The sequence below is a fragment of the Streptomyces sp. GESEQ-35 genome, from assembly GCF_017948485.1.
GTDB lineage: Bacteria > Actinomycetota > Actinomycetes > Streptomycetales > Streptomycetaceae > Streptomyces.
Genome location: NZ_JAFFSX010000002.1, coordinates 31,820 through 45,601, shown reverse-complemented (window position 1 = coordinate 45,601; position 13,782 = coordinate 31,820). Strand labels below are relative to the sequence as shown.

General features: G+C 69.5%; 11 protein-coding genes and 2 pseudogenes. 7 read left to right on the top strand and 6 right to left on the bottom strand.

What is annotated here, in order from left to right:
* Window positions 1–38: 38 nt before the first annotated feature.
* A complete protein-coding gene (locus tag KCH87_RS03765; RefSeq protein WP_210584979.1) occupies window positions 39–3,098 on the bottom strand; it encodes an alpha-L-rhamnosidase in 3,060 nt (1,019 codons plus the stop codon).
* 219 nt (window positions 3,099–3,317) lie between these two features.
* Window positions 3,318–3,914: a DUF998 domain-containing protein gene (locus tag KCH87_RS03760; RefSeq protein ID WP_210584100.1), complete on the bottom strand. Its 597-nt coding sequence runs from the start codon at window positions 3,912–3,914 to the stop codon at window positions 3,318–3,320.
* Window positions 3,915–4,155: 241 nt separating this feature from the next.
* Between KCH87_RS03760 and KCH87_RS48805 the strand changes: the two genes are divergently transcribed.
* Together KCH87_RS48805 and KCH87_RS03755 are read left to right on the top strand one after the other, a co-directional pair.
* Window positions 4,156–4,323, top strand: coding sequence for a hypothetical protein (locus tag KCH87_RS48805; protein WP_247195692.1), 168 nt, complete (start codon window positions 4,156–4,158; stop codon window positions 4,321–4,323).
* A gap of 40 nt (window positions 4,324–4,363) precedes the next feature.
* A pseudogene (locus KCH87_RS03755) lies at window positions 4,364–4,771 on the top strand (amidohydrolase family protein); the annotation flags it as partial.
* On the opposite strand, the gene KCH87_RS03750 reads toward KCH87_RS03755, so the two are convergent.
* Both KCH87_RS03750 and KCH87_RS03745 read right to left on the bottom strand, forming a co-directional pair.
* A complete protein-coding gene (locus KCH87_RS03750) occupies window positions 4,749–5,417 on the bottom strand; it encodes an NAD(P)H-binding protein (protein WP_210584099.1) in 669 nt (222 codons plus the stop codon). The pseudogene KCH87_RS03755 and the gene KCH87_RS03750 sit on opposite strands and share 23 nt — an antisense overlap.
* Before the next feature lie 35 nt (window positions 5,418–5,452).
* Complete coding sequence (locus KCH87_RS03745) at window positions 5,453–6,127, bottom strand: TetR/AcrR family transcriptional regulator (protein ID WP_210584098.1); 675 nt, start codon at window positions 6,125–6,127, stop codon at window positions 5,453–5,455.
* Between the two features lie 231 nt (window positions 6,128–6,358).
* Here KCH87_RS03745 and KCH87_RS03740 point away from each other — a divergent pair, with 231 nt between their 5' ends.
* Both KCH87_RS03740 and KCH87_RS03735 read left to right on the top strand, forming a co-directional pair.
* Window positions 6,359–7,210, top strand: a complete 852-nt coding sequence (locus tag KCH87_RS03740) for an SDR family NAD(P)-dependent oxidoreductase (RefSeq protein WP_210584097.1) — start codon at window positions 6,359–6,361, stop codon at window positions 7,208–7,210.
* Window positions 7,211–7,271: 61 nt separating this feature from the next.
* Window positions 7,272–7,491, top strand: a pseudogene (locus KCH87_RS03735) (HNH endonuclease); the annotation flags it as partial.
* Here KCH87_RS03735 and KCH87_RS03730 read toward each other — a convergent pair.
* A complete protein-coding gene (locus KCH87_RS03730; RefSeq protein ID WP_210584095.1) occupies window positions 7,490–8,740 on the bottom strand; it encodes an acyltransferase in 1,251 nt (416 codons plus the stop codon). The pseudogene KCH87_RS03735 and the gene KCH87_RS03730 sit on opposite strands and share 2 nt — an antisense overlap.
* A gap of 132 nt (window positions 8,741–8,872) precedes the next feature.
* Here KCH87_RS03730 and KCH87_RS03725 point away from each other — a divergent pair, with 132 nt between their 5' ends.
* The gene (locus tag KCH87_RS03725) at window positions 8,873–10,192 is read left to right on the top strand and encodes an AI-2E family transporter (protein WP_210584093.1); all 1,320 of its coding nucleotides are present in this window, start codon (window positions 8,873–8,875) and stop codon (window positions 10,190–10,192) included.
* A 395-nt stretch (window positions 10,193–10,587) separates the two neighbouring features.
* Here KCH87_RS03725 and KCH87_RS03720 read toward each other — a convergent pair whose 3' ends face one another.
* Window positions 10,588–10,980, bottom strand: a complete 393-nt coding sequence (locus KCH87_RS03720; RefSeq protein WP_210584091.1) for an STAS domain-containing protein — start codon at window positions 10,978–10,980, stop codon at window positions 10,588–10,590.
* Between the two features lie 310 nt (window positions 10,981–11,290).
* Between KCH87_RS03720 and KCH87_RS03715 the strand changes: the two genes are divergently transcribed.
* Both KCH87_RS03715 and KCH87_RS03710 read left to right on the top strand, forming a co-directional pair.
* Window positions 11,291–11,890, top strand: a complete 600-nt coding sequence (locus KCH87_RS03715; protein WP_210584089.1) for a chemotaxis protein CheB — start codon at window positions 11,291–11,293, stop codon at window positions 11,888–11,890.
* A 7-nt stretch (window positions 11,891–11,897) separates the two neighbouring features.
* A complete protein-coding gene (locus KCH87_RS03710) occupies window positions 11,898–13,763 on the top strand; it encodes a CheR family methyltransferase (RefSeq protein ID WP_210584087.1) in 1,866 nt (621 codons plus the stop codon).
* Window positions 13,764–13,782 lie beyond the last annotated feature (19 nt).

Below are 13,782 nucleotides of genomic sequence, written 5' to 3'. Positions count from 1 at the left end.
GCGGCGTACGCGCTCCCGGTCCGGGTGTCGCCCGACCGTCAGCGCAGCACGGAGGTCACCCGGTAACTGCCGGACGGAATGCGGTAGTTCGCGGCCCCGTCCGCGTGGCCCAGGTACTTCACACCCGGCACCCGAGACAGCGGTGTCCTGCCCTCGCGGACCGTGTCCGGGTCGGCCGTCGGGACGCTCAGGGTCGCCGTCGTGTTCGGCGGGACCACGGCACGGTGGGTGAGCGTCCCGCCGGTCACCGTCCATTCGCTGACGATCTCGCCGTACGGGGAGACATACGAACCGGCCACCCGCGTGACCTTCCCGGTGGGGTCGATGTGCGGCCGGAGGAAGAAGTGCCGGAAGCCGGCGTGGGCCGGGTCCTTGGCGATACCGGCCATGTCCTCGTACATCCACTCCACGATGGCGCCGTAGGAGTAGTGGTTGAACGAGTTCATCCCGACCGGGCCGAAACCGTCTTCCTCGGAGTAGGAGTTCCAGCGCTCCCAGATGGTGGTGGCGCCGTTCTTCACCGAGTACAGCCAGGACGGCATGGCGTCCTGGTGGAGCAGTTCGTACGCCAGGTCCGCGCGGCCTTCGGCCGTGAGCACGGGGGCGAGGACGTTGACGCCCAGGAAACCCACGGAAAGCGTGTTCTCGGCATAGTCGACCCGGGCGCTGTCCGGGTGGGCCTGCTGGTACGCCTCCGAGTTCTCGATGTTCTCGGCGAGCAGGGCCACCAGCTCGCGGCGCTGCGCGTCCGTCTCGTACAGGCCGAGTTTGAGCGCCCACAGCAGCGCGGTCTGGGAGTTGTCCTCCGCCGGGGCGGGCTCGCCCCAGTCCTGCGGCTTGCCGAGGCCGGAGCGGAGCACGAGCCTGCCGGACGCGTCGGTGGCGAGGTACTTGGCGAGGAACTTCTTCCTGATGTTCCCGGACAGCTCGTCGTACGCGGCGGCCTCGGTCGTACGGCCGGTGGCGCGGCCCATGTCCGCCACGAGCCGGGTCGAGTACGCGAAGTAGGCGTCGCTCATCAGCTGTGCGCTGGTGTTCTGGAACGACAGCCAGTCGCCGAAGATCGCGCCCTGACCGGCGTACGCGTCACCGGACTTGGCGCGGATCCAGTCGATGTACTTGGTCATGGCGGCCCAGCTGCGGTCGATCACCGTGGTGTCGCCCGACATCTGCCAGACGGTCCACGGGACGATGACGCCCGCGTCGGCCCAGCCGCTCGCCGGGGCCGGGAAGGCGTACCGGGAGCCGGGGGCGATACACGGGAACTGGGCGCCGTCGAGGCCGTACGCCGTCTGTGACGCGATCAGGGTTTCCTGGAAGTGGCTGAGGAAGTTCACGGCGTCGCCGTTGTAGAGGGCGGTGTTGCAGAACACCTGGGTGTCGCCGGTCCAGCCCTGGCGTTCGTCGCGCTGCGGGCAGTCGGTGGGGACCCAGAGGTAGTTGCCGCGCTGACCCCAACGGACATTGCTGAACAGCTGGTTGACCAGGTCGTTATCGGTGGTGACGGTGCCGGTGTCGCGGATGGCGGAGGTGGCGACCTTGCCGGTCACGCCGGAGACGGTGACGGTGGTGTCGGGGGTGACGGTCCGCACCTGCACGTAGCGGAAGCCGTAGAAGGTGAGCGAGTCCTCGTGGGTCTCGCCGTCCTCAGCGCCCTTGAGGACGTAGGTGCTGGTCGCCTTGGCGGAGCGCAGGTTGGCCAGGTAGACCGAGCCCTCGGGGCCGTCGGCGCCCGCGCTGTCGTCGTTGAGCATCTCGCCGAAGCGGAAGACCACTTCGGCGCCGGCCGGGCCCTTGAGCGTGTAGCGGGGGACGCCGACCAGGTTCTGGCCCAGGTCGAGGACGGCGGTTTCCCCGGTGCGGAGGGTGACCTCGGCACGCTCGGCCTGCGCCGGGTCGGTGGTCGAGCGGTCGGGGTCGACGACGATACGACCCTTGCCGTTGGGGCTGCCCTCTTCGCCGGTGACCTTGTCGTAGACGGTTACGGACTGCGGGCGGCGGTCCCACTCCGACATCAGGCGTGCCGTCTCCCCGGGATAGGCGACCAGCTTCGAGTCGGGGAACTTCGCGGCGAAACCGTTTACTTCGACATCCGACCAGGCGCTGTCGTCGAAACCGTTTGCCGCCCAACCTGGCAGTTCCTTGCGGGCGTCGTAGGTCTGCCCGTCGTAGATGTCGTCCGCCCGATACGGGCCGGAGTCGGTGGCCTTCCAACCGGTGCCGGGTGCGGTGACCACCGTCTGGGTCGTCCCGTCGGCGTACCGGATCAGCAGCTTCGCCTTCAGAGCAAGGGGGTTGCCGTCCTTGCTGTAGTACCTGCTCGCCGGCGCGCCGTCGACCGGTTCACTGACGCGCGAGTTGTACCAGCCGTTGCCAAGAACGGCGCCGAGCGTGACCCGCCGCTCGCCCGCGAGCAGTTCGGTCACGTCGTACGTCATGTAGTTGACGGCGGTGTCGTAGTTGGTCCAGCCGGGCGTGAGCAGCTCATACGTGCTGCCGCTGCCCTGCGGCACGGAGACGCGGCGGCCGTTGAGGTAGGCCTCGTAGACGCCGAGGGCGGATATGTAGAGGCGGGCTTGCGTGATGCGGGCCTTGCGGAGAACGGTTTCGTGGCGGAGCAGTGGCGCTCCGGCGGTGTTCGGACGCTTGCCCGCCATGCTGATCCACTTGGCACCGTGCCAGCCGGTTGCACCGTCGGTGCTGAGGAGACCGGTTTCGAAACTGGCGGTCGGGGTGGTGGAGACCTTGCGGCCATTCTCGTCCCAGACCCGTACGGTCCAGAAGTAGCGGGTGGAGGGATGGAGTTCGGGGCCCGTGTACGGCACCGCCACGGAGTCCGCCGAGTCGATCCGGCCGCTGTTCCATACGTCCGCGCGGCCGGGGGCGGTCGCCACCATGATCTGGTACGCCGTCTGGCGTCGGCCCCGGGCCGGCGAGCGCAGGTGCCAGCCGAAGCGGGGGGCGGGGGCGTCCACGCCCAGGGGGTTCGTTCGGTGTTCCACTGTCAGGGCGGAGACGGAGGTCTCAGCTGACGAAGGCGGCGCGGCATACGCCGTACCTCTTCCGGTCGCCACTGCCGCCGCGGCCGCCGTACCCATGCTCACGGCAAGCACGGTTCTGCGGGGTATGCCATTCGTTTCGCGGTCGATTCCGTTGTCCACGCCGTCATCCCTTCGGCTATGACTCGGGTTGTATCGATTCACTGCGATCGGCGGGGAAACTAGTGGCACTTGGGACGGCTGTCCATGGCTTTGGCAGAGGAAACCGCAGCGGACCGCGGAGGCCTTTTGAAACTTTTCAAAAACGGAATGTGATGTTCAAAGCCGATCACCGAGGGGCCGCCGAACGCAGGACGCGACGACCACGAAGGGCCACAGGGACTGCATCGCCGTCACGAGACGTTCGGCCACCCCGATGGCACCGTCTTCCTGCTGCATCTCGATCAGAAACCAGAGGGCGGAGACGACCATCAGAACGGTCGCCGCGATCGAGGGCGCCGGCCTGAGCCCCCACGGCGGGGCTCCGCCGCGCACGGCGGCCAGCACCGGCCACACCGCCAGGAGCGCAAAGCCGACCACCGCCACCGAACCGTGCCGCAGGGACCCCCCGCTGGTCGGCGGCGGCACCAGCGCCACCACCACCGCCGCCACTCCGCCCCCGCCCAGCGCCACGCGCCCGGCGAACGAGGCCGGCCGCAAGCCCCATGCGGTCATCAAATGACAGATACCCAGGGCGAACAGCGCTCCGGACATCACCCAGAATCCTGCCGACCCGTAGGCCGCCAGCACGCTGATCGTCTGGGTGGCGGGGTCGTAGGCGGGCCCTTCGAGCCGTGCCGCGACCGTCCAGCCTCCGATGAGGAGGACAGGCGCACACCCCGACGAAAGCAAGGCCCACAACGGAACAAGTCGCATCAAGACACCGTAAAACGCCCCACCCTTTGCGCCTCGCATACACGCAGGCGATGGAGACGGTGCCCTGTGTCAGTCGTCGGGGATGCCGCTGCCGCTCAGCGCGGGGACCGTGGCCTCCGGGTGGGCCAGGGAGCGGGCGCCGAGGCGGAACTGGCGACGCCGTCGACCTGGTGGCGCTGTTCGAGCTGCACGCGCGGCTCGTTTACGACGCGGCGATCCGGATGGCGGCGAGGAGCGAGGGATGACCCACCGCGTCTACGTCCACCAGCACATCGTCCCGCCCTTCTACCGCGACCTGCTCGCCAAGGCGGGCAGCGCCGAAGCCGGGGGCCGCGCGCTGCCCGACTGGAAACCCGAGGCGGCGTTGGGGGTGAGGCCGAAGCCGCCGCCCGGCCCGGCGGCTCAATGACTTCGCCGCGTCCCTCACCGTCGAACACCCGGGCCGCTTCGGCTGCTTCGCCACCCTGCCGATGCCCGACGCCGCCACCTCCGCCTCCGCGACCGCACCCGCCCTGGACGACCTGGGCGCCGACGGCGTGATCCTCCTCGCCGACAACCAGGGCACCTACCTCGGCGCGGCCGGCCAGGACGAACTGTGGCGGACCACGAACGACCGGTCCGCCGTCGCCTTCGTCCACCCGGCCGAACTCCCGGCGCCCGCGGTCGAGAACATCCCGTCGTTCGCCGCGGACTTCCTCCTCGACACCACCCGGGCCGCCTTTCTCCTCGTACGCAACGGCATCGTCCGGCGCTACCCGAAATTCCGGTTCATCCTGAGCCACGCGGGCGGCTTCGTGCCGTACCCGCACTTCCGCTCTCCCTGCCGCCGGTCCGTCACCGAGAGCCGAGCCGGTTGATGTCCTCGTTGCCCAGCACCCTCGGCCCCGCACCCTGCTGCTCGACGACGGCGAGCATCGCGAGGCCCAGGTGCTCGGTCGTCGTGGTGTGGCGTGGGGCGAGGCGGCGCAGGACGGGGAAGGCCCAGGACGTGAGCCGGTACAGCACCCGGTAGCTGCCCGTGCGGGACACCTCGCCGTGCAGGGGCTGGATGAAGCCGGGGCGGAACATGTAGGCGTAGAAGTCCATCGCCAGCAGCGCGTTCTCGGTACGGCCCTTGACCCGGGCCCACATCGTGCGGCCCTTCTCCGTGCTGTCGGTGCCCTGGCCCGAGACATAGATGAAGGTCAGGGCGGGGTTGTCGGCGCCGACCACCCGGGCCGCGGCCAGCGTGTAGTCGAACGTGACGCGGGTGTACGCCGCTTCGTCGCGTCCTGCCGACGACACGCCCAGGCAGAAGAAGCAGGCGTCCAGGCCGGTCAGCTCGTCCCGGATCGCCTGGAAGTCGGTGAAGTCGGCGTGGACGACTTCACGGACCTTCGGATGGGGCACGTTCAGGGGGCTGCGTACGACCAGCAGGACGTCGGTGACGCTGTCGTCCAGCAGACAGGCGCGCAGGACGCCCTGTCCGATCATGCCGGAGGCGCCGAAGATGACCACACGCATGTCTGCTCCAGGGAGTTGCGGAGGGGGCTGGGGACTCAGGAACGCGCGCGGGCGAGGGTCCCGGCGATGAGGGTGGTCAGGGTTTCCCGCAGGGACGGGGCGAAGTCCATCCGGTGTGCGGCCAGGGAGGGGTCGTCCCGGTAGGCGGCGAGCATGGCCGCCGAGGGGCGGGCGTGGGTCCACACCGCCCCGGCCGCCATGATCATCTGGCCGCACAACTGCTCGGCGTGCTCGCCGAGTTCGGGCAGGTGGGCGCGGGCCAGTGCGGCGAGGTCGGCGACGTTGCCGAGGGCGACCTTCTTGTAACGGGCGGCGACCTCGGGCGACACGTTGTGTTCCAGCACGCCGGCCTGGGCGCTCAGCAGGTCACACAGCATCCGCCGGTCCGCGAGGGTGCGGGTGAGCGTGGCCGCGAACTGCTCGCCCCGGCGGGCTGCCGAGGCGTCGGCGTCGAGGGCGGCATCCAGGCGCTCGGGCAGCTCGTTGTCCCACTCCTTCCAGGCGACGTCGAGGAGTTCCAGCAGGATCGCTTCGCGGGACTCGAAGTAGCGCAGCACGTTCGACTTGGCCAGCCCGACCCGGCGGCTCAACTCGTTGAGGCTGACCGCGTTCACGGACATCTCGTCGAGCATCGCGGCCGCGGTGTCGAGGATCGCCCGCCGCCGAATCTCGCGCTGCTCCTCGCTGCGCGCGCGCTGGAAGGTCGTCATGCACCCCACCTTACAGACTCCCGGTCTTTTGGCATCAGACCGACGGTCCCTTACGTTGGGAAGCACCCAACAGACCGGCGGTCTGAAATGGCCCCGCCTGGGCGCAGCGGTCACCCGGCATGGACGGCTGGCACGGCAGGCGGCCAGCCCCACCATCGGCCCGCGGGTCCTCGACCACGCCCCGTTCGACCTCATCGCCAAGATCCCCTCCTCACAGAATCGAGCACCGTCATGTCCAAGGTCTGGTTCGTCACCGGAAGCTCCCGCGGCCTCGGCCGCGCCATCATCGAGGCCGCCCTGGAGGCCGGCGACCAGGTCGTCGCCACGGCCCGCAAGCCCGCCCAACTCGACGACCTGGCCGACCGGTACGGAGAGCGGGTCCTTCCCCTCGCTCTCGACGTCACCGACAACAACCAGGTACAGCAGGCCGTTCAGGAGGGCATCAAGACCTTCGGCCGTCTGGACGTCGTGGTCAACAACGCCGGCTACGGCGATATCGCCTCCATCGAGGACGTCGTCCCCGAGGACTTCCGCGCGCAGATCGACACCAACTTCTACGGCGTCGTCCAGGTGACCAAGGCGGTCCTGCCGTTCCTGCGCGAACAGGGCTCGGGGCACGTCTTCCAGGTGTCCTCGATCGGCGGGCGGGTCGGCTCGCCCGGACTTGCCGCCTATCAGAGCGCGAAGTGGGCCGTGGGCGGGTTCTCCACCGTCCTGGCCCAGGAGGTCGCCCCGCTGGGCATCAAGGTCACCGTCCTCGAACCGGGCGGCATGCGCACCGACTGGGCCGGCTCGTCCATGACGGTCCCGCCGATCAGCGCCCCCTACCAGGCCACCGTCGGCGCCTTCGCCGACATGATCCGCGGAGCCGACGCCGCCCGCTCCATCGCAGAGCAGGCGGCCGATCCCGCCAGGATCGCGGCGATCGTGATGGACCTCGCCGGACGCGAGGACGCCCCACTGCGGCTCCTCCTGGGCCGGGACGCCATGCACTACGCCCAGGCCGCCGCACAGGCCCTGACCGACGCCGACTCGACCTGGCGCAGCGTGTCGGAATCCGCCTCCGATCCCGCGTCCGCCTGATCCGGGAGTCGCCGACTCCTGATCGCCACCTGAGCGTCCGCCGCCTCCTGCGACCGGCAGCAGCCCAGGCGGTGGCCTGCGGGAGCTTCGGGAGTCGGGTGCCACCGGACGACTCACGCCGGACCTCAGACGTGCGCTGCGGCGCGAGCTCCGTCACCCGGAGGCGGCGGAACGGCGGATGCGCGGGCTGGTCCTGACCGTGGGCTCAGGACGGCCCCGACGACGTCGACAACGGACCGTGCCTGTGCGCACCGCACCACAAGCTCTTCGGCAAGGGCGTCACGAAGGCTCCGGTCTACGCACCGAAGCGACAACCGGCTCCAACCGTCGCACGCGGAACCGGTCGCGTCGCAGCAAGGGCCGCTCTATGAGGACGTACGAGGCGAGGGCCGCCGCGACCGTCGCCGCGACGCCGGCGGGGAGCAGCCGGTCGCCGTCCACGCCCAGGTCGGAGAGCAGCCGGATGACGGGGTAGTGCCACAGGTACATCCCGTAGCTGAGGTTGCGCCCGACCCACGTCAGGGCGGGCACCGACAGCAGACGGGAGTGCCACGTCCGCGGGCACAGGTCCAGCGCGGCCACGACCACGGCCGACAGAACGGCGGCGGCCAGCAGTCCGACCGTGTACCACACGGGGTTCCACCCGCTCGGTTCCGTGATCGGGATCCGCCAGGCGACCAGCCCCAGCAACGCGAGCGCGGGCCAGCACAGCCGTCCCGCCCATCGGCGCAGCAGCGCCAGCCGGGGGTCGTCGGTGCGCAGTCGGGCCAGTACGACGGCCAGCAGGGCCCCGACGAGGAGCTGGTCGGCGCGGGTGTCGGGGCCGTTGTAGATGCGGTGTGCCGCCGTGGGATCCCACAGCGCCAGCCGCCAGAGCACGGGCAGGATGCACAGTGCCGCGAGCCAGGCCAGGACCGTCCGCGCCGTCGCGTACCGCAGCAGCACCAGCAGCAGGAGTGGCCAGGCCAGATAGAACTGCTCCTCCACTCCGAGGGACCAGGTGTGGCTGAGCGGGGCGGTGAGGTCGGAGTACGGCCCCGGCTCCCCGGCCCGTACGAGGTTGACCACCGAGACCGCGGCCAGCGCCGCCGCTGCCCACGCCCCGTCGAACAGCGGCAGCGGGAGCGCCACGGACAGCAAGGCGGTGACCGCGCACATCACCAGCATGGCCGGCCCCAGCCGCAGCCACCGCCGCCGGTAGAACGACCCCAGGCCGATGCGGCCGGTCCGGGCGTACTCGGCGACCAGCAGCCGGGTGATGACGAAGCCGCTGATCGTGAAGAAGACGTCCACCGCGACGGAGCCTCCGGGCACCCAGTCCGGCTCCACGTGATAGACGATCACCAACGCCACGGCGACCGTCCGCAGTCCGTCCAGCCCCGCCACCCGCCCACCACGCAGCGCCGACGAAAAGCCCCGCCCTCCGTCTCTTCGCCGTTCCGCCGCCGACGGGTCGAGCGGCGGCGCCGCCTGCATGCTCAGGCTCTGCTCCGTGTCCTCGTCTGCCGTGCTCGGAATGGGGGTGCTCATAAGAGCGGCGTCTGCCCAGCCTCGCAGTGATCACACAAATTCACAGGTTCCCGACAGCATCAGGGCAGCTGTGCGGCCACCAGAGCCGGGGGCGGCGTCCGGCCCCGGCGTGGCGTCGGTGAGACTTGCACGGTGTCCAGCACAGACGAGACCGGTCAGGCCGCCCCGCGCGCCTCTGCATTCGACGCGCCGCCGAGCGCTCAGCCCCCGCCCGGGCAGGCCACCGGGCCGGGTGCGCGCATGCCGCGCTGGCTGCCGCGCGCGATGATGCTCGCGCTCGCCCTCATCGCCGTGTTCCAGCTGGGCAGCTGGGCCTTCCACCAGCTCCTCGGCCTGCTGATCAACATCCTGATCGCGTTCTTCCTCGCCCTCGCGATCGAGCCCGCGGTGAGCCGGATGGCCTCGCGGGGCATGCGCCGCGGGCTGGCCACCTTCCTCGTCTTCCTCGGCCTCGCCATCGCGACCATCGGCTTCGTCACACTGCTCGGGTCCATGCTCGCCGAGCAGCTCATCAAGATCGTCGAGGACTTCCCGGCCTACCTCGACTCCGTCATCAACTGGATCAACGTCCACTTCGACACGAAGCTGAAGCGCTTGGACGTCCAGGAGAACCTGCTCCGCTCCGACTGGCTGCGCAACTACGTCCAGAACAGCGCCACCGGCGTCCTCGACGTGTCGGGCCAGGTCCTCGGAGGGCTCTTCCGGCTGCTGACGATCGCGCTGTTCTCGTTCTACTTCGCCGCGGACGGCCCCCGAATGCGCCGCGCAATGTGCTCCGTACTACCGCCCGCCAAGCAGGCAGAGGTGCTGCGCGCGTGGGAGATCGCCGTCAACAAGACCGGCGGCTACATATATTCGCGCGGCCTGATGGCGCTCATCTCCGGAATCGCGCACTACATACTTCTGGAGTGGCTGGGCGTGCCCTACGCGCCCGTGCTCGCCGTCTGGGTGGGCCTGGTCTCCCAGTTCATACCCACCGTCGGCACCTACCTCGCGGGCGCCCTGCCGATGCTCATCGCCTTCACCGTCGACCCCTGGTACGCGCTGTGGGTGCTGCTCTTCGTCGTGATCTACCAGCAGTTCGAGAACTACCTGCTACAGCCCAAGCTGACCGCCAGGAGCGTCGACATCCATCCCGCGGTCGCCTTCGGCTCCGTCATCGCCGGCACCGCCCTGCTCGGCGCCGTCGGCGCCCTCATCGCCATCCCCGCGGTCGCCACGCTCCAGGCGTTCCTCGCGACCTACGTGAAGCGGTACGAGGTCACCGACGACCCACGTGTCCAGGGGCGCCGGAGCAGGGGCTCCCGTTCCGACCTCCTTGCGCGTGTGCGCCGGTTGAGGGCGCGGAAGCTCGGAGAGAAGGCGGCGGCAGAGCCCGCGGAGGCCTCCTCCCCGACGGACGACGGGACGGACGAAGCGTCACGCCGCACGACCGCTTCGGATCGCGCGTAGTGGGAACGCCTGCCACCCGGGAACACGATGATGGCGGCCGTCGCCTGGCTGCGGCGACGGCCGCCGGTGTGCGCGGACCTCGTCCCCCCTGTCACAAGCGAGGTCCACGCACGAGGATCGTCCTCACGGCCGCTCGGGGCGACGCGGGAGTGTGCCCCGACTCGAACCGGGCCGGGAGGACGAGGGCGGAGTCCGTTCAGGTCCGTTGCAGGGCTGAGGCTCCGGCCACCTGACGGGTGTGTCTCTCATGACCCGGGGGCACGGGGTCGGTCATGGCCCGCTGCACGGGCCGACGCTGCCTCTTCTATGAGCAGGCAGGTCTCTACTGACAGCCTAGAGCGAGCGGCGCTGAAGGCAATAGACAAGGATCCGGTCTCCGACTCTGGAGGACGCCGTCACCGGCGCGCGTCCGCCCTGAGTTCGCGGACGTACGCGCCGTCGAGCGCCTCGGCCAACGTGGCCCTCGGGGTGAACACGTGGCCGAGTCCCACGATGCGGAGCATTTTGAGGATGACGGGGTGCGGACAGACAAGGGTCAGACGTCCGCCCCGTTCCTCGACGCGTCGCCGTGCGCGACACAGCAGCCCCAGCCCGGAACAGTCCAGGAAATCGACAGGACCGAGATCGATCACCACCTCGGTTTCCGGCCGGCCCGTCGCCGTGTCCAGCTCAGCGGTGATGCGGAGGACGACGGCTATGTCGATTTCGCCGAACAGCTCGACGACCGTTCGTCCTGCCGTCTCGTATGTGCGAACGTGCGGGGAGGGGGGAGTGGCATTCCCTGGCATGGCGGCATCACCGTGGGTTCAGCGGGTTGCCCGCCTCGGTGCGGGCGACGACGGAGGTCCACAGCCACCGGGAGCACGGGTGACGACAGCGCGACTCTAGGCCGAGGTACAACAGAGCACGCACGGCTATCGAACAGAAACGCTTCACCCAAGAGGATATTCCTTCTTTAGAGGGAAATGTCTTCGGATCGCCTTGACATTCCACCCAGGGGCCTCGGAGCCATGTCCGGAGCGCCGTTTTCCGCCCTGTCCGCCGCCTCGGCCGCTTGCACATCTCACCGGCCGCCCCGGGTTCCGCTAGGCTCGCAGCGTGACGGCCGACCAGGCACCCGCGGATCACTACAGCATCGTCGCCGTCGCGTCGTCCGCGGGCGGTATCCAAGGACTGAGCGCGCTGCTCGGGGCACTTGGCCCCGATCTGCCGGTGCCGGTGCTGGTCGTCCAGCACCTCGACCCGCGGCACCGGACGGTGCTCGCCGAGGTCCTCGCCCGCCGCACCGAACTCCGGGTCAAGCTCGCCGAGGCGGAGGAGGTCGCGCTGCCCGGCACCGTCTACATCGCCCCGCCCGACCGGCATCTCCTCGTCGGCTCCGACAACGTCCTGACCCTGACCAGCACCGAGCTCGTCCACTTCGTACGCCCCTCCGCCGACCTCCTGTTCGAATCGGTTGCCGGTGCCTACGGGCCGGAGGCGATCGCCTGTGTGCTCACCGGCACCGGCCGGGACGGCGCCATGGGAGTCGATGCCGTCAAGTCGCGCGGCGGCACGGTGATCGCCCAGGATCCACAGTCGGCGGAGTTCTCCGGGATGCCGCAGGCGGCGGTCGACACGGGAGCGGTGGACTTCGTGCTACCCCTTGCGGAGATCGCCGCGGTGGTGCGCGGACTTGTCGAGGCCAAGAGGCAGTGATGCGCTGATGGGCGAAGAGCGGGACGTGTCGGACGGCGAGGCGCTGGAGGAGTTGCTCGGCTTCATCCGGGAAGCCCGCGGCTTCGACTTCACCGGCTACAAACGCTCCACGCTGACCCGGCGCATCCACAAGCGGATGACCGACGTCGGCAGCGGCTCCTACCTGGACTACCAGGATCTCCTGGAGACCAATGCGGAGGAGTTCGGCGCCCTCTTCAACACGATCCTGATCAACGTCACCTCCTTCCTCCGCGACCCGGACGCGTGGGCCTTCCTCCAGCACGATGTGGTCCCCGAGCTGCTCGCGGCGCTCACGCCGGACGAGGAGATCAGGGTGTGGAGCGCGGGCTGCTCCAGCGGCGAGGAGGCGTTCTCGCTGGTCATCATGTTCGCGGAGGCCCTCGGTCTGGAGGAGTGTCTGCGCCGGGTCAAGGTCTACGCCACGGATGTCGACGAGGAGGCGCTGCGCGAGGCCCGTGCGGGGCTGTACCAGCCGAAGTCCCTGGAAGCACTCCCCGTGGATCTGCGGGAGAAGTACTTCGAGCAGAACGGCACGCAGTTCAGCTTCCGCCCCGACCTGCGGCGGCGGGTGATCTTCGGACGGCACGACATCACCCGGGACGCCCCGATCTCCCGGCTGGACCTGCTCGTCTGCCGCAACACCCTGATGTACTTCAACACCGAGGCCCAGACACAGATCGTCGACCGCTTCCACTTCGCCCTGCGCCCAGGCGGCGTCCTCTTCCTCGGCAAGGCCGAGATGCTGCTCAACGACGCCGAGCGGTTCGAGGTCGTGAACATGCGCCAGCGCATCTTCAGGCGCCGGGCCGGCGACGCCGGGCTGCCGTACCACCCCGCCCCTCCGAAGATCAGATCCGGCGCCGGCGTCGAGCTGCACTCCGTCGCGCGCACCCGCCAGCTGCGCGACCTGGTCCTCGACGCCGGACCGGCCCCGTTGATCGCTCTCGACGGCGACGGATCGGTCGTGGTGATCAACAGCCAGGCGAGGATCCAGTTCGGCCTGACCACCACCGACATCGGCCGCCCCTTCCAGGACCTGGAGATCTCCTACCGCCCGGTCGAACTCCGCTCCCTGATCGACCAGTCCACGCACGAGCGCCGGACCCTGCGGGTCAACCGGGTCGAGCGCAGGGCGGGCGACGACGTCCAGTACTACGACATCCTGATCCACCCGCTCTCCGGGCCCAGCGGCCTGCACGTCGCCACCACGATCTCCTTCACCGACGTCACGCTCGCCACCCAGCTGAAGACCGAGGTGAAGAGGATCCGGGAGGACCTCGAGACGGCGTACGAGGAACTCCAGTCCACCAACGAGGAGTTGGAGACCACCAACGAAGAGCTCCAGTCCAGCATCGAGGAACTGGAGACGACCAACGAGGAACTCCAGTCCACCAACGAGGAGTTGGAGACCACCAACGAAGAGCTCCAGTCCGGCAACGAGGAACTGGAGACCATGAACGAAGAGATGCGCATCCGTACCGACGAACTGGACGAGGCCAGGGCATTCCTGGAGGCGGTCCTGACGAGCATCGCGGCGGCAGTGGTGGTCCTGGACAAGGATCTGAAGGTCAGGAGCTGGAACCGGGGTGCCGTCGACCTGTGGGGTCTGCGCGCCGACGAGGTGCTGGACGAGTCCTTCTTCGAGCTGGACTTCGGACTGCCCACCGATGTGCTGCGGCCCGTGGTGCAGCGGTGCCTGGAGACCCGCAAGCGCTCCGGACCGGTCGGCGTGGAGGCCACGAGCCGCATTGGCCGACCCCTCACCTGCGATGTCTTCTTCTCCCCGCTCGGCGGACGCGACGGCGGCGTCGTCCTGATGATGGAGTCGAGCCGAAGCGACACCGCCGGCTGAGCGCCCGGCGTACTCTGGG

Bases quoted from the DNA above. Each gene is read 5' to 3' on its own strand.
- KCH87_RS03765 (WP_210584979.1), bottom strand. From the start codon at position 3,098: ATGGGTACGGCGGCCGCGGCGGCAGTGGCGACCGGAAGAGGTACGGCG.
- KCH87_RS03760 (WP_210584100.1), bottom strand. From the start codon at position 3,914: ATGCGACTTGTTCCGTTGTGGGCCTTGCTTTCGTCGGGGTGTGCGCCT.
- KCH87_RS48805 (WP_247195692.1), top strand. From the start codon at position 4,156: ATGACCCACCGCGTCTACGTCCACCAGCACATCGTCCCGCCCTTCTAC.
- KCH87_RS03750 (WP_210584099.1), bottom strand. From the start codon at position 5,417: ATGCGTGTGGTCATCTTCGGCGCCTCCGGCATGATCGGACAGGGCGTC.
- KCH87_RS03745 (WP_210584098.1), bottom strand. From the start codon at position 6,127: ATGACGACCTTCCAGCGCGCGCGCAGCGAGGAGCAGCGCGAGATTCGG.
- KCH87_RS03740 (WP_210584097.1), top strand. From the start codon at position 6,359: ATGTCCAAGGTCTGGTTCGTCACCGGAAGCTCCCGCGGCCTCGGCCGC.
- KCH87_RS03730 (WP_210584095.1), bottom strand. From the start codon at position 8,740: ATGAGCACCCCCATTCCGAGCACGGCAGACGAGGACACGGAGCAGAGC.
- KCH87_RS03720 (WP_210584091.1), bottom strand. From the start codon at position 10,980: ATGCCAGGGAATGCCACTCCCCCCTCCCCGCACGTTCGCACATACGAG.
- KCH87_RS03710 (WP_210584087.1), top strand. From the start codon at position 11,898: ATGGGCGAAGAGCGGGACGTGTCGGACGGCGAGGCGCTGGAGGAGTTG.